This window comes from Pseudomonas brenneri, from assembly GCF_007858285.1.
Lineage (GTDB): Bacteria > Pseudomonadota > Gammaproteobacteria > Pseudomonadales > Pseudomonadaceae > Aquipseudomonas > Aquipseudomonas brenneri.
Genome location: NZ_VFIL01000008.1, coordinates 190,625 through 207,503, shown reverse-complemented (window position 1 = coordinate 207,503; position 16,879 = coordinate 190,625). Strand labels below are relative to the sequence as shown.

15 protein-coding genes are annotated in these 16,879 nt (G+C 61.2%); 1 reads left to right on the top strand and 14 read right to left on the bottom strand.

Annotated elements, in window-relative coordinates; all coding sequences use genetic code 11:
* Positions 1 to 53 precede the first annotated feature (53 nt).
* From FJD34_RS18955 to FJD34_RS18900, 12 genes are all read right to left on the bottom strand, one after another.
* Complete coding sequence (locus FJD34_RS18955; RefSeq protein ID WP_090292837.1) at positions 54 to 1,988, bottom strand: methyl-accepting chemotaxis protein; 1,935 nt, start codon at positions 1,986 to 1,988, stop codon at positions 54 to 56.
* 139 nt (positions 1,989 to 2,127) lie between these two features.
* Positions 2,128 to 3,417: an adenylosuccinate synthase gene (locus tag FJD34_RS18950; protein WP_032862045.1), complete on the bottom strand. Its 1,290-nt coding sequence runs from the start codon at positions 3,415 to 3,417 to the stop codon at positions 2,128 to 2,130.
* Positions 3,418 to 3,471: 54 nt separating this feature from the next.
* Positions 3,472 to 4,659, bottom strand: a complete 1,188-nt coding sequence (locus FJD34_RS18945; RefSeq protein WP_090292836.1) for an ATP phosphoribosyltransferase regulatory subunit — start codon at positions 4,657 to 4,659, stop codon at positions 3,472 to 3,474.
* Positions 4,660 to 4,955: 296 nt separating this feature from the next.
* Positions 4,956 to 5,822: a protease modulator HflC gene (gene hflC / locus FJD34_RS18940; RefSeq protein ID WP_017849753.1), complete on the bottom strand. Its 867-nt coding sequence runs from the start codon at positions 5,820 to 5,822 to the stop codon at positions 4,956 to 4,958.
* Positions 5,822 to 7,000: an FtsH protease activity modulator HflK gene (gene hflK, locus FJD34_RS18935; protein ID WP_032862048.1), complete on the bottom strand. Its 1,179-nt coding sequence runs from the start codon at positions 6,998 to 7,000 to the stop codon at positions 5,822 to 5,824. Before hflK ends, hflC begins: the two co-directional genes overlap by 1 nt.
* A gap of 96 nt (positions 7,001 to 7,096) precedes the next feature.
* Complete coding sequence (gene hflX / locus FJD34_RS18930; protein ID WP_029299582.1) at positions 7,097 to 8,398, bottom strand: ribosome rescue GTPase HflX; 1,302 nt, start codon at positions 8,396 to 8,398, stop codon at positions 7,097 to 7,099.
* Positions 8,399 to 8,410: 12 nt separating this feature from the next.
* Entirely contained in the window at positions 8,411 to 8,671 is a 261-nt protein-coding gene (gene hfq, locus FJD34_RS18925) for an RNA chaperone Hfq (protein WP_010221594.1), read from the bottom strand.
* Between the two features lie 95 nt (positions 8,672 to 8,766).
* A complete protein-coding gene (gene miaA / locus FJD34_RS18920) occupies positions 8,767 to 9,738 on the bottom strand; it encodes a tRNA (adenosine(37)-N6)-dimethylallyltransferase MiaA (RefSeq protein WP_065942878.1) in 972 nt (323 codons plus the stop codon).
* Positions 9,738 to 11,636, bottom strand: a complete 1,899-nt coding sequence (mutL, locus tag FJD34_RS18915) for a DNA mismatch repair endonuclease MutL (RefSeq protein WP_162276358.1) — start codon at positions 11,634 to 11,636, stop codon at positions 9,738 to 9,740. Before mutL ends, miaA begins: the two co-directional genes overlap by 1 nt.
* A gap of 14 nt (positions 11,637 to 11,650) precedes the next feature.
* On the bottom strand, positions 11,651 to 13,072 hold the full coding sequence (locus FJD34_RS18910; protein WP_032862336.1) for an N-acetylmuramoyl-L-alanine amidase: 1,422 nt from the start codon (positions 13,070 to 13,072) through the stop codon (positions 11,651 to 11,653).
* Between the two features lie 17 nt (positions 13,073 to 13,089).
* Complete coding sequence (gene tsaE, locus FJD34_RS18905) at positions 13,090 to 13,557, bottom strand: tRNA (adenosine(37)-N6)-threonylcarbamoyltransferase complex ATPase subunit type 1 TsaE (RefSeq protein WP_090292833.1); 468 nt, start codon at positions 13,555 to 13,557, stop codon at positions 13,090 to 13,092.
* Positions 13,545 to 14,405: an NAD(P)H-hydrate dehydratase gene (locus tag FJD34_RS18900; RefSeq protein ID WP_065942881.1), complete on the bottom strand. Its 861-nt coding sequence runs from the start codon at positions 14,403 to 14,405 to the stop codon at positions 13,545 to 13,547. Before FJD34_RS18900 ends, tsaE begins: the two co-directional genes overlap by 13 nt.
* 63 nt (positions 14,406 to 14,468) lie before the next feature.
* On the opposite strand from FJD34_RS18900, the gene queG reads away from it, so the two are divergent.
* Positions 14,469 to 15,548, top strand: a complete 1,080-nt coding sequence (gene queG / locus FJD34_RS18895; protein ID WP_032862054.1) for a tRNA epoxyqueuosine(34) reductase QueG — start codon at positions 14,469 to 14,471, stop codon at positions 15,546 to 15,548.
* Here the strand turns inward: queG and FJD34_RS18890 are convergent.
* The gene (locus FJD34_RS18890) at positions 15,530 to 16,144 is read right to left on the bottom strand and encodes a trimeric intracellular cation channel family protein (RefSeq protein WP_169851492.1); all 615 of its coding nucleotides are present in this window, start codon (positions 16,142 to 16,144) and stop codon (positions 15,530 to 15,532) included. The two genes, queG and FJD34_RS18890, sit on opposite strands and share 19 nt — an antisense overlap.
* 104 nt (positions 16,145 to 16,248) lie before the next feature.
* Entirely contained in the window at positions 16,249 to 16,791 is a 543-nt protein-coding gene (gene orn, locus FJD34_RS18885) for an oligoribonuclease (protein ID WP_003188046.1), read from the bottom strand.
* Positions 16,792 to 16,879 lie beyond the last annotated feature (88 nt).

Here is a 16,879-nt window from a genome sequence, read left to right as displayed (position 1 = left end):
TGCGATCTCTTGTAGGAGCAGGCTTGCTCGCGATAACACCAGATCAGACAACACTAAGCCCGAAACTGCCCCAGGCTGGCCTTCAACTGCGCCGCCAACCCATCCAGCACCTTGCCACTGGCCGTAGTCTCCACCACCGCCTGCGCCGCACGCTCGGCCTGGGCGTGGATCACCTCGACCCGACCACGCACCGCATGCGCGCCCTGGGCCTGATGCTCGGCAGCCCGAGTCGCCAGGCCAATCGCCGCATGCACCTGCTCCACCGAGGCCTGCACCGTTTGCTGCAGACGCACGCTGTCACGCAGCACCAACAAACCTTCGCTAGCCTGGCGCCCGGCCTTGCCGATGGTTTCCACCGCCTCACGCGCGCCCTGCTGCAACGCCACGATATGCGCCTGGATGTCGCCAGTGGAGCTTTGGGTTTTACTGGCCAGCGCCCGCACTTCGTCCGCCACCACCGCAAAACCACGCCCGGTCTCGCCAGCACGTGCCGCTTCGATGGCCGCATTCAACGCCAGCAGGTTGGTCTGCTCGGCAATGCCGTGGATAACTGTCAGCACCACTTCAATCTGCTCACTTTGCTGGGCCAGACGCTCAATCACCTTGGAGCCGGCCTGCACCTGGCCTGCCAATGCCTCGATCAGACTGCCGACCTCGGCCGAGGTGCGGGAATTTTCATCGGTGGCCTGGCGGATATCCACCACCTGCTGCAACGCGGCCTGCATGGCATGACTTTCGGCCTGAGCCTCATCGGCCATTTGCGACAGGGCCCGCAGGCTTTCGGCCACTTCATCGCGCTGCAACCCCGCCGCCGCATCGGCACCGGCATTGCGCAGGGTCATCGCGCCGATTTCCACCCCGGTTCGCTGGGCCACATCGCCCGCCTCACGCACAATCGGCTGCAACTTATCCACAAAGCGATTGACCGCCGAAGCCATGGCGCCGATTTCATCCTGGCTGTTGATCTGTACGCGCTTGGTCAGATCGCCCTCACCCGCCGCCAGATCATCCATGGCCGCAATCAGCAGTTTCAAGCGGTTGACCACACGCCGCCCAAGCACCACGGCAATCAGCAACAACACGCCCAGGCCAACCACCGCCAGGCCCAGGCCGATGCGCCAGCGCAAGGCTTGCGCGGCCTCCTGTACCGCACCCGAGGTGTTGGCCGTCATTTCCGTGGCCGTGGCTTGCGCCGACTGCAAACGAGCCCCCATGGCCGCCGCACTGTCAGCCGCAGCGCCCTTGAGGCTGTCCCCGACCAATTGACCGCCACTGGCGATCAACGCGGCAAAGCGCTGGTCCAGCGCCGTCAGGTCAGCCTCCACCGCCGCGGTGGAAACCCCCATGAGCACCTTGCCGATCTCCACGCCATTGGGGCTGATAGAGGCTTCGACGTAGTACACCGAAGGGTCATTTTTCGCGGCATTCAACACTTTATCCAACGCACGATCACCCTCGCCTTTCTCCAACAGCGCCTTGTTGATCGGGTTTTCCCGGTTCAGATAACGGGTCAGATGCTGGCCAGTAGCATCGTCATACACCACAAACAACACATTGGGATTGCGCTGGGCGCGCCGGGCGAATTCCGACAGCGCCGGAACATCACTGTCCCACATCGCCCGTGGGGCAACCGAGGCCAGCAACTGCGCCATGTCATTGGCCGAGTCCTTCAGGTCTTTTTCCAGGGTCGTGCGCAGTTGCTGCTGCTCCTGCTTCAAGCGCGCAGAAAGGCCTGCAGTCAGGCGGTCACGGGTGCTGGTCGACAGGCTGTCCAGGCTGGAGGTCACTTCCTTGCCCGCCTGGGTCAATTCGCCCGACAGTTTCTGGCTGTCCACACCCAGGCGCTTGCCCAAATCGGCTTCCAGGGCCGTGACGGTGCTCCGGGTCAGGGCGACCGCCACCAGCACTTGCACCAAAAGAGCGATACCAAGGGTAACGAACACCGGCCGCAATAGACGGCTTTGTAACAATGAGAGAACGGCAGACATCGGGAATCCCTCCACCACGGGCGCCATTAAATTGATGGCACCGCGAAAGAGAGAAACATAGCAAGGGTCGTGCCGTGCCCGAGACAGAAACGACAAAGGGCCCCCGAAGGGGCCCTTTGCTTTTTACATCAACAGCTTATTAAGCGAACGGGTGACGCAGAACGATGGTCTCGTTGCGGTCCGGGCCTGTCGAAATAATGTCGATTGGCGCGCCGATCAGCTCTTCCACGCGCTTGATGTAAGCACGGGCGTTGGCTGGCAGCTCTTCCAGGGTCTTGGCACCCACGGTCGATTCGGTCCAGCCAGGCACTTCTTCGTAAACCGGCTGCAGGCCGACGTAGCTGTCAGCATCAGTCGGGGCGACATCATTGCCATTTGCATCTTTGTAGCCGACGCAGATGTTGATGGTTTCGAGGCCATCGAGTACGTCCAGCTTGGTCAGGCAGATGCCCGAGATGCTGTTCACATCGATAGCGCGACGCAGGATAACGGCGTCGAACCAGCCACAACGACGAGCACGGCCGGTAGTCGCGCCGAACTCGTGACCTTGTTTGGCCAGGTGCGCACCAACTTCGTCGAACAGTTCAGTCGGGAACGGACCCGAACCAACGCGAGTGGTGTAGGCCTTGGTGATGCCCAGGATGTAGTCCAGGAACATCGGGCCAACGCCCGAACCGGTCGCCACGCCACCAGCGGTGGTGTTGGAGCTGGTCACGTACGGGTAGGTGCCGTGGTCGATGTCCAGCAACGAACCCTGGGCGCCTTCGAACATGATGTCTTTGCCAGCGCGACGCAGGTCGTGCAGCTCGGCAGTCACGTCCAGCATCAGCGGCTTGAGCAGTTCAGCGTACTCTTTGCACTCAGCCAGGGTCTTGTCGAACTCAATGGCAGGCTCTTTGTAGTAACCGACCAGCATGAAGTTGTGGTAATCCACCAGTTCACGCAGCTTGTCTTCAAAGCGCGGCATGTTGAGCAGGTCGCCCACACGCAGGCCACGACGTGCAACCTTGTCTTCGTAGGCCGGGCCGATGCCGCGACCGGTAGTACCGATCTTCAGCTCACCACGGGCCTTTTCACGGGCCTGGTCCAGCGCCACGTGGAAGGACAGGATCAGCGGGCAGGATGGGCTGATACGCAGGCGCTCGCGCACCGGTACGCCTTTCTCTTCCAGCTTGATGATCTCGCGCAGCAGGGCGTCAGGTGCAACCACCACGCCGTTGCCGATCAGGCACTGCACGCCTTCGCGCAGGACGCCCGACGGAATCAGGTGCAAGACGGTTTTTTCGCCATCGATGACCAGGGTGTGGCCTGCGTTGTGGCCACCTTGGTAGCGCACTACGGCGGCAGCATGTTCGGTCAGCAGATCAACGATCTTGCCTTTGCCCTCATCACCCCATTGGGTGCCCAGGACTACGACATTCTTACCCATAACACTTGTCCTCATTCGCGCAAACTTGGTGCCGGCGTTGGCCGGCAGGAAAACTCAAGAAGCCAGTGGCGATACTTGCCAAAGCCCGTTCTGCTGAATCAATTGCCGGTCGCAGTCCGCTTCACGGGCGGCGGCCAATGGCTGCCCAGGCAAGGCCTGGACGACACGCTGACCCTCGCTGCGCAACTGGCAGACCTGCTGCCAGAGTGCCGCGTCCGTACTGTCTGGCATCCAGATACCGCCAGACGGTAACTCGACTTCAGCACGCCCCAGGGTCACCAGGGTTTTCAAATCGGTAGAAAAACCAGTCGCCGGACGGGCACGACCGAAGTCGGCGCCAATATCGTCATAACGACCGCCTTGGGCGATGGCTTGGCCAACACCCGGCACAAACACCGCGAACACCACACCGGTGTGGTAGTGGTAGCCGCGCAACTCACCCAGGTCAAAATACAGCGGCAACTGCGGGAAGCGCGCCGACAGCTGCTCGGCAATCGCCAGCACATCGTCCAGCGCCGCCAATACAGGCGCTGGCGCTTTGGCCAGGCGATCACGGGCGGCGGTCAGCACTTCACGACCACCACACAGATCCACCAGCGCACGCAGCATGCCAGCCAGGTCGGCAGGCACACCTTCGGTCAGGGCGATCACTTCATCGATGGCCTTGCGTTGCAGGGCATCGAACAACTGTTGCTCCACTTCACCGGACAAACCAGCCGCACGGGCCAGACCACGGTAGATACCGACATGTCCCAGGTCCATGTGCACATCCGGCACATCGGCCAATTGCAGCATCGCCAGCATCAGGCTGATGACTTCGACGTCGCTGCTCGGGCTCGCATCGCCGTACAACTCGGCACCCAGCTGGATCGGGCTACGGGACGACGACAAGGCGCGCGGCTGGGCATGCAGCACGCTGCCGGCGTAGCACAGGCGGCTCGGCCCTTCACGACGCAGGGTATGCGCATCGATGCGCGCCACTTGCGGCGTGATGTCGGCGCGAAAGCCCATTTGCCGGCCCGACTGCGGGTCGATGACCTTGAAGGTGCGCAGATCCAGGTCCTGGCCCGCGCCGGTCAGCAAGGATTCCAGGTACTCGATATGGGGAGTCACGACAAACTCGTAACCCCAGCTCTGGAACAGATCCAACACCTGGCGGCGCGCGATTTCAATACGCGCAGCCTCTGGTGGCAGTACTTCTTCGATGCCATCTGGCAGCAGCCAGCGGTCTACCGTTGCCATTACGCCATTCCCCTATGACCCGGCCAGCCCTTGGGCGAGCCTTGAGTGAAGCAGAAAATACCCGACCCCTGCATAAACCACGCGCAAGAGCGACGTGACGAATGGCCTGTAAACGGCCTCGTCGGGCACTTTCCTCGAAAAACCTGTCACGCCTGCATCGCACAACAACAATCAAACATGCAGACGCAAAAAAGCCGGGAATTTCCCGGCTGCCGCATCATACACCCGTTTTCCGAAAGGATCACCCCGCCGAGCGTTTTAGCCGCCCGACGGAGTGGAACCAGCCAGTCAGCGGGTTACTTGGACTTTTCCAGGTAGCGGAAGAAATCGCTACTTGGGTCCAGCACCATGACGTCGGTTTTGTTCGCAAAGCTTTCACGGTAGGCGCGCAGGCTACGGTAGAACGCGTAGAACTCCTGGTCCTGGCCATAAGCCTTGGCGTAGATCGATGCGGCTTGAGCATCACCGTCACCGCGAGCCTCTTCAGACTCACGATAGGCTTCTGCCAACAGTACGCGACGCTGACGGTCGGCATCCGCACGGATACCTTCAGCCAGTTCGTTACCCTTGGCGCGGTGCTCACGAGCCTCACGCTCACGCTCGGTGCTCATACGCTCGAACACGCTGCGGTTCACTTCCTTGGGCAGGTCAATGGCCTTGACCCGAACATCGACTACTTCGATGCCCAGCTCTTTTTCCGCCATGGTGTTCAACGAACGCGTGATGTCAGCCATCAGCGCATCACGTTCACCCGATACCACCTCGTGCAGGGTGCGTTTACCAAACTGGTCACGCAGGCCCGATTCCAGACGACGGGACAAACGCTCGTCGGCAATCTGCTTGAGGCCGGAAGTTGCGGTGTAGAAGCGCTCGGCATCCTTGACGCGCCACTTGGCGTAGGCGTCAACCATCACGGCTTTCTTTTCCAGGGTCAGGAAACGCTGTGTCGGTGCATCCAGGGTCATCAGGCGGGCGTCGAACTTGCGCACCTGGTTGACGTAAGGGACCTTCACATGCAGACCTGGCTGGACATCCGCCTGGACCACGCGACCGAATTGCAGCAACACCGCACGCTCGGTCTGAGCCACGATGTAGAAGCAGTTCCAGGCAGCGATGACCACGACGACACCCACAATCAGGGCGGTCAGCGATTTATTGCTCATCAACGACTCTCCCTGGAACGTGTTTGCTGTTGCTGCAAGTCAGCGGCCGCACGGGCGCTCGCTTCGTTGGCAGCGGCAGTCGAACTGGCGGAAGACGAAGTACTGCCGGCACTACGACCACCTTCGATCATCTTGTCCAGCGGCAGGTACAGCAGGTTGTTCTGCCCACCCTTGTTGCCGGTCACGAGAACCTTGCTGGTGTTACTGAAGACTTCCTGCATGGTGTCCAGGTACAGACGCTCACGGGTGACTTCCGGTGCCTTGCGGTACTCGGCCACCAGCTTGGTGAAGCGGTCAGCCTCACCCTTGGCGCGGGACACGACTTCGTCGCGGTAACCGTTGGCATCTTCGATGATGCGCTGGGCCTGACCACGGGCTTCCGGCACGACGCCGTTGGCGTAGGTTTCAGCCTGGTTGCGCGAACGCTGCTCGTCTTCACGGGCACGGATCACGTCATCGAAGGCTTCCTGCACTTCACGCGGTGCCGCTGCGCTCTGTACGTTGACCTGGGTAACGGTGATACCGGTGCGATAGGTATCGAGGAACCGTTGCAGGCGCTCCTTGATCTCGCTGGCCATCAATTCACGACCTTCGGTCAGCACCTGGTCCATCGCAGTGGAGCCCACGACGTGGCGCAGGGCGCTTTCGGTCGCGTGCTGCAAGCTGATTTCCGGCTGGTCGACGTTAAGCACGAAGTCCTGCAGGTTGCTGATCTTGTACTGCACGGTCAGCGGCACTTCGACGATGTTCTCGTCTTCGGTCAGCATCTGGCCCTGCTTGGTGTAGGCACGCTCACGCGTGACGTTCTCCATGTACTTCTTGTCGATCGGCGGGAAGTAGATATTCAGGCCGGGGCCGACAGTCTCGTAGTACTTGCCGAAGCGCAGCACCACGGCTTGCTCCTGCTCGTCAACTACATAGACCGCGCTGTACAGCCAGACAGCCGCCAGCGCCACGAGGCCGAGGCCAAGCAGGCCGTAGCCGCCGCCCTTGCTCGTGCGACCGCCGTCGTCACCACCACGTTTTTTTCCACCACCGAACAACCCATTCAGGCTTTCCTGCAGCTTTCGGAAGGCCTCGTCGAGATCTGGTGGCCCCTTGCGGTCGCCATTATTGCGGCGTTTACCACCCCAAGGATCCTGATTATTCGAGTTGCCACCCGGCTCATTCCAAGCCATAGCGCTCTCCATCTGATAAAGCAAAGACGCACCCACGGCGCGCCGACCAATGCTACAGAATGCCTGCCACAGCGGCACAACCGCTTTCTCAGGCTTTTATTGCAAAGTGTGTTGTTCGAGGAACTCTGTCGGTACAACACCCTCACGGCTCACCAGCCGATTGAGCTCCGAACGAGGCAAACGAACAGCCAGCAGGCTGACACCTTCTTCGTCGTGTTCTTCTTTCTGTACGGCGCCCAACTCAAAAAACTGAGCACGCAGTCGAGCAAAACGCTGCGGCAAGCGCAAGGTGCCGACAAACAAATCGCCGCCCAGCAACTCGGCAATCGCCTGTTCGAGCAGTTCCAGACCGCTACCGTCCCGCGCCGAGAGCCAGACCCGCTGGGGCCTGCCGTTTTCGTCGCGCTGGATTTGCGGCTCTACACCCTCAAGCAAATCGAGTTTGTTATAGACCTCAAGGATCGGCAAGTCCTGGGCACCAATCTCGCCCAGTACCACCATGACCTGTTCGATCTGCAACATCCGGTCAGGCTCGGCCGCATCGATGACGTGCAGCAGCAGGTCGGAGTTGCTCGACTCTTCGAGCGTAGACCGAAACGCCTCGACCAGCTTGTGGGGCAAGTGGCGAATGAAGCCCACGGTGTCGGCCAGCACAATCGGCCCCAGGTCGTCGAGCTCCAGACGGCGCAAGGTCGGGTCGAGGGTGGCGAACAGTTGATCCGCCGCGTACACGTCCGACTTAGTCACGTTGTTGAACAGCGTGGATTTACCGGCGTTGGTATAGCCCACCAGGGACACGGTCGGGATATCCGCACGCGTACGGCCACGGCGCGACTGCTCACGCTGGCTGCGTACTTTTTCCAGGCGGCCCTTGATCTGGCGCAGGCGAACCCGCAGCAGGCGCCGGTCGGTTTCGAGCTGGGTTTCACCCGGGCCACGCATGCCGATACCGCCACCCTGACGTTCAAGGTGCGTCCAGCCGCGAACCAGGCGGGTGCTCATGTGGTCAAGCTGGGCCAGTTCGACCTGGAGCTTGCCTTCATGGGTACGAGCGCGCTGGGCGAAAATATCGAGAATCAGACCGGTGCGGTCAATCACGCGACACTCGAAAACACGTTCGAGGTTACGTTCCTGACTGGGCGTGAGGATGTGATTGAAGATCACCAGATCGGCTTCTTCGGCATGAACCAGGTCGCGTAGCTCTTCGACCTTGCCGCTGCCAATCAGAAATTTGGCGGTTGGCCGATGACGCGGCACGTTAAAAAACGCGACGGTCTCGGCGCCGGCCGAATTTGCCAGCTCCTGAAACTCCTGCGGATCTTCGCGCGCCTCAGGGTCCTGTCCATCCAAGTGAACGAGGATCACTCGCTCACCACCACCGTGGCGCTCAAAGAACAAAGGAGACTCCTATCAGGCGTTACCTGGCTCAGCGTCACCCTGTTCGGATTCGGTTGCGCTAGGCAGACGAATTGGACGAACCGGCACTACTGTCGAGATAGCGTGCTTGTAGACCATCTGGCTGACGGTGTTTTTCAGCAGGATAACGAACTGGTCGAAAGACTCGATCGTACCTTGCAGCTTGATGCCGTTGACCAGATAGATGGAAACCCCAACTTTCTCTTTACGTAAAGTATTCAAGTAAGGGTCTTGTAGCGAATGCCCTTTTGACATGTGCCGCACTCCTTTAAGGATCAATAATAAAAAATCGGAAAAATAGATAGTTTGTGACCGTCACACCCCCAAGGATAGACGGCAATTGCAAGGACTCAGCTCAATATGGAGACCGTTCCCAAGTATTTCAAGGCGCGTGACAGATTGTCGCAATCCAGACTGTCCAGCCAATGCAAGTCAGTCCAGCTGCGCAGCCAAGTGAACTGGCGCTTTGCCAATTGGCGCGTGGCAATAATGCCGCGCTCCTGCATTTCGGCTGACGTCAGCTTGCCATCCAGATGATCCCAGACTTGGCGGTAGCCTACAGCACGTATCGAAGGCAATCCCGGATGCAGATCACCTCTTGAACGCAGTGCTACGACCTCGTCCACGAACCCCTGTTCCAACATAATTGTGAATCTTTGTGCAATTCGCTCATGTAGCACCTGCCGATTCGCCGGAGCGATAGCCAGATTTGCGACAGTATAGGGCAATTGTCCCGGTCCAGAGGTGCCTGCATCAGTACTTTGCGCAGATTGTCTGAGGCGGTGGGCTGTCATGGTCTGGCCGCTCACGCGCCAGACTTCCAGGGCCCGGCTCAGGCGCTGGGGGTCGTTGGGGTGAATACGTGCCGCAGACACCGGGTCAATCGCCGCCAATTGCTCGTGCAGGGCCTGCCAGCCAAGGCGTGCAGCCTCTTCTTCAATGTCGGCACGCACCTGTGGATCGGCCGGTGGCATGTCTGCCAGGCCTTCCTGCAATGCCTTGTAGTAGAGCATCGTGCCGCCCACCAGCAGCGGGATATTGCCCCGCGCAGTGATTTGCGCCATGGCCGCGAGGGCGTCGGTACGAAAATCCGCCGCCGAGTAGCTTTGCGACGGATCGATAATGTCGATCAGACGATGGGGATGGGCGGCCAACAGTTCTTTGGACGGTTTGGCGGTGCCGATGTCCATGTCCCGGTAAACCAGGGCCGAATCGACGCTGATCAACTCGCAGGGCAGGACCTTGGTCAGCTCGATAGCCAGGTCGGTCTTGCCGGCGGCCGTCGGGCCCATCAGGAAGATGGCGGGAGGTAGAGAGCTCATCAGCGGCCGCGCAAGAACAGTTTGTCCAGATCGTCCAGGCCCATTTGGGTCCAGGTCGGTCGGCCGTGGTTGCATTGGCCGCTGCGCTCGGTGTTTTCCATGTCCCGCAGCAGGCCGTTCATTTCCGGCAGGGCCAGGCGCCGGTTGGCGCGGATCGCACCGTGGCAGGCCATGGTGCCAAGCAGTTCGTTGATATGCGCCTGGATCCGGTCACTGGTGCCGTACTCCATCAGGTCCGCCAGCACGTCAGCCACCAGCCGATTGGCTTCGGCCTGCTTGAGCAAAGCCGGGATCTGGCGGATCGCCAGGGTTTCCGGCCCCAGGCGCTGCAATTCAAAGCCCAGCTTCTGGAACACCGCCAGATGCTCTTCAGCACAATCGGCTTCACGCTGACTGACCGCCAGGGACTCCGGCACCAGCAACGGCTGGCCGCTCAGGCCTTCGCTGGCCATGGCGATCTTCAGGCGCTCGTACATGATTCGCTCATGGGCCGCGTGCATGTCCACCAGCACCAGGCCGTGGGCGTTTTCCGCGAGGATATAGATGCCCTTGAGCTGGGCCAGGGCATAACCCAGGGGCGGGATATCACCGCCACCTTCGGGTAAAGCCACTGCGCCCGGCTCGGCACCGGGCAGCGGCGCAAAGAATTCGCGATAGGCCGCCTGGGCCTCGGCCACCGGCACCGCCGATTGCGGGCGCGGAGTGTACTGATATTGATAACCCGCACCCGCGCCAGAACCCGGCGCCGGGTAACTTGGCTGGGCTTGCGGCGATTGCAGCAGGTTGGCCGCCAGGCTCATTTCGCCCTGGGGCCCGAATTCACCGGCCTCTGGCCCCGTCGGGCGGACGACGGCCGTGACAATCGGCGCGCCCAGTTGATCATCCGGGCGCACGTCGCCCAAAGCACGGTGCAAGGTGCCGTAGAGGAAGTCATGAACCATGCGCCCATCACGAAAGCGCACTTCATGCTTGGTCGGGTGCACGTTGACGTCGACTACCGCCGGGTCCACTTCAAAAAACAGCACAAAGGTCGGATGGCGGCCATTGAACAGCACGTCGCGATACGCCTGGCGTACCGCATGGGCCACCAGTTTGTCGCGTACCGCCCGGCCATTCACAAAGAAATACTGCAAGTCCGCTTGGCTGCGGGAGAACGTCGGCAAGCCGACCCAACCCCACAAATGCAGGCCATTGCGCTCGATTTCAATCGGCAGCGCCTGCTCCAGGAAGCCCGCGCCACAGATCGCCGATACGCGTCGGGCGCGCGCGGCATCGTCGTTGGCCTCGTGCAGGCTGAGGATGGTCTTGCCGTTGTGGCGCAAATGGAAGGCCACGTCGAAACGGGCCAGGGCCAGGCGCTTGATGACTTCTTGCAGGTGATCGAATTCGGTTTTTTCGGCCTTGAGGAACTTGCGGCGCGCCGGAGTATTGAAGAACAGGTCGCGCACTTCCACCGAGGTGCCCACCGGATGAGCCGCCGGCTGGACCCGCGGCGCCATGTCACGGCCTTCGGTCTCTACTTGCCAGGCCTGTTCGGCGCCACGGGTGCGGGACGTCAGGGTCAGGCGGGCCACGGAGCTGATCGACGCCAGGGCCTCACCCCGGAAGCCCAGGCTCATCACCCGCTCAAGGTCTTCCAAGTCACGAATCTTGCTGGTGGCATGTCGCGCCAAGGCCAGTGGCAGGTCATCGGAAGAAATCCCGCTGCCGTCGTCGCGCACCCGCAGCAGCTTGACGCCGCCCAGCTCGACATCCACGTCAATGCGCTTGGCGCCGGAGTCGAGGCTGTTTTCCAGCAGCTCCTTGATCACCGAAGCCGGGCGCTCGACTACCTCGCCCGCAGCGATCTGGTTGGCCAGTCGCGGGCTGAGCAGTTCGATGCGCGAGGCGCTGTTCAATACCGATTCACTCATTACTGGGCTGCCAATTCAGTGCCGGGGATGGTCAACACCTGGCCGACTTTCAGTTCGTCGGTTTTCAAGCTGTTGGCGCTGCGCAGCGTGGCGGCCGACACCTGGAAGCGTACGGCCAGCATGGCCAGTGTGTCGCCGGGCTGCACCCGGTGGTCACGCGGGCCCTGGGCAATTTTCCCGGAGTCGCGCAGCCAGGCGATATAGGTGCCCGGTGGCGGATTCTGCTGGAAGAACTGACGCACGCCAGAGCTGATGGAGCGCGCCAGGGCCTGCTGGTGGCTGGCACTGGCCAGCTTGTTGGCTTCGTTGGCGTTGGAGATAAAGCCGGTTTCCACCAGGATCGACGGGATATCCGGCGACTTGAGCACCATAAAGCCGGCCTGTTCCACGCGCTGCTTGTGCAACGGCGTGACCCGGCCCATGTTGCTCAGGACTTTCTGCCCGACGTTCAGGCTGGAGGTCAACGAGGCGGTCATCGACAGGTCCAGCAACACACCGGCGAGCATGCGGTCCTTGTCATCCAGGGACACGTTGCCCGCGCCACCGATCAAGTCGGAACGGTTTTCACTGTCAGCCAGCCAGCGGGCGGTCTCGGACGTGGCGCCGCGATCCGACAGGGCAAATACCGAGGCACCAAAGGCGGCCTTCGACGGTGCGGCGTCGGCGTGGATCGAAACGAACAGGTCGGCGCCCTTCTTACGAGCGATTTCGGTACGTCCACGCAATGGAATGAAGTAGTCACCGGTACGGGTCAATTCGGCGCGATAGCCTTTCATCCCGTTGATCTGGCGCTGCAATTCACGGGCGATGGCCAGGACCACGTCCTTTTCATGCTGACCACGGGAGCCAGAGGCACCCGGGTCTTCGCCGCCGTGGCCGGCATCGATCACTACGATAATATCGCGCTTGCCGGCAGGCGCAGGCGGCAGCGGTGGCAACTTGACCTGGGGTTGCGCCGGGTTGACCGGCACCGCAGGGGTCGTGGCGACAGCCGGTGTCGGCGCTGGGGCTGGCGCGGCGTCGGCCGGGTTGTCAAACAGGTCGACCACCAGGCGGTTGCCATACTGGGCGTTCGGCGCAAGGGAAAAGCTCTTGGGCGTGACGACCTTCTTCAGGTCGATGACCACCCGCAGGTCGGTCGGCGTACGCTGGGCCGAGCGCATCGCGGTAATCGGCGTGTTGGCGGTGGAGACCTTCAAGGGCGCCGCCAGGGTCGCACCGTTGATGTCGATCACCAGGCGATCGGGCGCCGTCAGGGTAAAGACACTGTGCTGGACCGGGCCAGACAGGTCGAACACCAGTCGCGTGTTATCCGGTGCTCGCCACAAGCGCACACTTTTTACCTGTGAAGCGGCCAGAGCATTGACAGTCATTGCCGCAAGCAACACCCCCACGACAGCAACCAACGCGCGAAAGCGCATACCTAACCCACCCATTATTAGAATTCCAAAGCCAAAGCGGCGCACCAGGACTCACTGCGCGCGCTCTGGGACAACAATTTCAACTGACGTCCATGGTTATGCGGGGTAATGGTAATGGTCAGGTCGGGCTTTGGCAAAAAGCCTGTGCCCTTGTCCGGCCACTCGATCAGGCATAAAGCGTCGCCATCGAAATAATCGCGGATGCCCATGTACTCCAGTTCCTCCGGATCCACCAGGCGATACAGGTCAAAATGGAACGCCCGCACGTCACCGATCTCGTAAGGTTCTACCAACGTAAACGTCGGACTTTTCACTGCGCCGGTATGGCCGAGCCCACGAATAATGCCGCGCGACAGCGTGGTTTTACCGGCCCCCAGGTCGCCGTGCAAAAAGATCAGGCCCGTGCCGCCAGTCACCTCGGCAATACGTTTGCCAAAAGCCACCATGGCCTCTTCATCCGCCATAAACAGTGTTACTTCAGACACGGTGACTGCTCCTCCAACAACTGACGAATGACCGGAATCAGGTCGCTGGCCGCCAGGCCACGACCAAAGCTGCCCTGGCGATCACCCGCCGTGGCGTGCAGCCACACCGCCAGGCTGGCTGCTTCGAACGCCGACATGCCCTGGGCCAGCAACGCGCCGATCAGGCCGGCAAGCACATCGCCCAGACCCGCCGAGGCCATTGCCGGATGCCCCTGATCACAACGCGATACCCGCCCATCCGGGCTGGCGATCAGGCTGCCCGCGCCCTTGAGCACGGTGACCGCATTGAATTTCTGGCTCAGCGCGCGCGCCACCTTAAGCCGGTCGGCCTGAACCTCGGCTGTCGAGATGCCCATCAACCGCGCCGCCTCGCCCGGATGGGGAGTGATCACGCAATCGGCTGGCAGGTCTACATGGCCTGCAGCCAGCAGGTTCAGTGCATCAGCATCCCAGACCTGAGGTTGCCGGGCGTTGGCGGCCACCGACAGCAGGCTTTTGCCCCAGGCCATGTCCCCCAGCCCAGGGCCGATAACGATCACCGAGACTTTTTCCAGCAAGCCCATCAACTGATTGGCTGAGTGCACGCCACGCGCCATGACTTCCGGCAAGCGGGCCAAGGCCGCTGGAATATGTTCACTGCGGGTCGCCAGGGACACCAGGCCAGCACCGCTGCGCTGCGCGCTTTCGGCAGCAAGCAGGGCCGCGCCGCCAAAACCCTGGTCGCCACCAATCACCAGGACATGGCCGAACTGGCCCTTGTGGGCGTCCGGGGAACGGCCAGCCAGTTGCGGCAAATGGCCAGGCAACAGGGGCTGAACGTCGGTTATTTCGTGTTTTGTCTGCGGCATACGTCTTCAAGCTCCGATGTCTGGCAGAATTATACGCATCTAACCTGCGGTTTCTCTCGTCTCATGCCTGCTATTACCACCGATCTGCCCGCCCTCGCCCAATCGATCAAAGACTGGGGCCGCGAGCTGGGCTTCCAACAAGTCGGCATCAGCGGCCTGGACCTGGCCGAGCATGAGCAGCACCTGCAACGCTGGCTCGACGCGGGCTATCACGGCGAAATGGACTACATGGGCGCCCACGGCAGCAAGCGCTCGCACCCCGACGAACTGGTACCCGGCACCTTGCGCGTGGTCTCGCTGCGCATGGATTACCTGCCCGGCGACACGCAAATGGCGCAATTGCTGGCCCAACCCGAAAAAGCCTACATCTCCCGCTACGCTCTTGGCCGCGACTACCACAAGCTGATCCGCAAGCGCGTGCAGCAACTGGCCGACCGCATCCAGGCGCAGATTGGCCCGTTTGGCTTTCGCGCCTTTGTCGACAGCGCCCCGGTGTTGGAAAAGGCCATCGCTGAACAGGCAGGCCTGGGCTGGATCGGCAAAAACACCCTGGTCCTCAACCGCAAGGCCGGCAGCTACTTTTTCCTCAGCGAGCTGTTTGTCGACCTGCCACTGCCCGTCGACCCGCCCCACACCACCGAACACTGCGGACGCTGCACCGCCTGCCTGGATATCTGCCCGACCAATGCGTTCGTCGGGCCTTATGTGCTGGACGCCCGGCGCTGTATTTCCTACCTGACCATTGAACTCAAGAGCGCGATCCCCGAAGACCTGCGGCCGTTGATTGGCAACCGCGTGTTTGGCTGCGATGACTGTCAGATCGTTTGCCCGTGGAATCGTTTCGCGCGGCCTTCAGGAGAAAGCGATTTCAAGCCGCGCCACAACCTGGATAACGCCGAACTGGCCGCGTTATTCATGTGGGATGAGGATAAATTCCTCAGCAGCACCGAAGGTTCACCGCTGCGCCGTGCCGGTTATGAGCGCTGGCTGCGCAACCTGGCGGTGGGCCTGGGCAATGCGCCCTCCAGTATTCCAGTGCTGGAAGCCTTGAAGGCCCGTCGGGATTACCCTTCGGAGCTGGTTCGCGAACATGTGGAGTGGGCGCTGAACCAGCACGCAACGCGTCAGTGTTCGTCGTTGTAGACGAACTTGGGCATTTCCCAGTGAAAGCGGATCGCCAGCAGGCGCAATAGAAAACCGCTGAACAGGGTGAGCAGGATCGCTTGCTCACTGGGCAGTTCCAGGTAGATGCACAGCATGTAGCACCAGGCGGCCAGGAACGACACGCTGGCATATAACTCGCGACGGAAGATCAGCGGGATATCGTTACAGAAGATATCCCGCAGGATTCCACCAAACACACCGGTAATCACCCCACTGACCGAAGCCACCAGCATGCCGTGCCCCATTTCCAGGGCCGTCATACAGCCGATCAGGGTAAACGCCACCAAACCCACGGCGTCCAGCGCCAGGAACAACGAGCGCAGATGGCGCATCAGTGGGGCGATAAAGATCGTGACCAACGCTGCAACCGAGGTCAGCACCAGGTATTCCGGGTGTTTGACCCAGGTCAGCGGGTAGTGGCCGAGCAGCACATCACGCACCGAGCCGCCGCCAAGGGCCGTGACGCACGCGATCAGCACCACGCCAAACCAGTCCATGCCACGACGGCCGGCCGACAAGGCACCGGTCATGGCTTCAGCGGTGATGGCAATGAGGTAGAGCATCAACAGCATGATGGCGATCCTTGCAATGAGGCGCGCAGTCTAATCATTTGGCGCAGGCACCAAAAGGGGGCGCGCGGCGAAAGACCCAGTCGCACCCAATCGCGAACACCATAGAATCAAGCCTTGATGAAATGCTTGCGGTAATGCTGCAACTCGGCAATCGACTCACGAATATCGTCCAGGGCCAGGTGGGTGCTGCCCTTGTGGAAGCTGTCCTTGACCTCCGGTGCCCAGCGCGCGGCCAGTTCTTTCAAGGTCGATACGTCCAGGTTGCGATAGTGGAAATAGCTCTCCAACCCCTTCATATGGGTATAAAGGAAGCGCCGGTCCTGGCAGATGCTGTTGCCACAGATCGGCGACTTGCCCTTGGGCACCCACTTTTCCAGGAAGGCAATGGTCTGGGCTTCAGCCTCGGCCATGCTGATACGGCTATCGCGCACGCGCTGGGTCAGGCCCGAGTTGCCGTGGGTGCGGGTGTTCCACTCGTCCATGGTGGCCAGGACCGCATCGCTATGGTGGATGGCGATCACCGGACCTTCGGCCAAGGTGTTGAGGTTGCTGTCGGTGACGATGGTCGCCATCTCGATGATGACGTCGGTGTCAGGGTTCAGACCGGTCATTTCCAGATCGATCCAAATCAGGTTCTGTGGGTTTTGCATGTCGTGGTTCCTTGGCACCTTGGCGTAGCTGCGCAGTTTAGCAGGCGGCGGCGTGCTAGACTCGCGACCGTTTTACCCAACCTTTTGC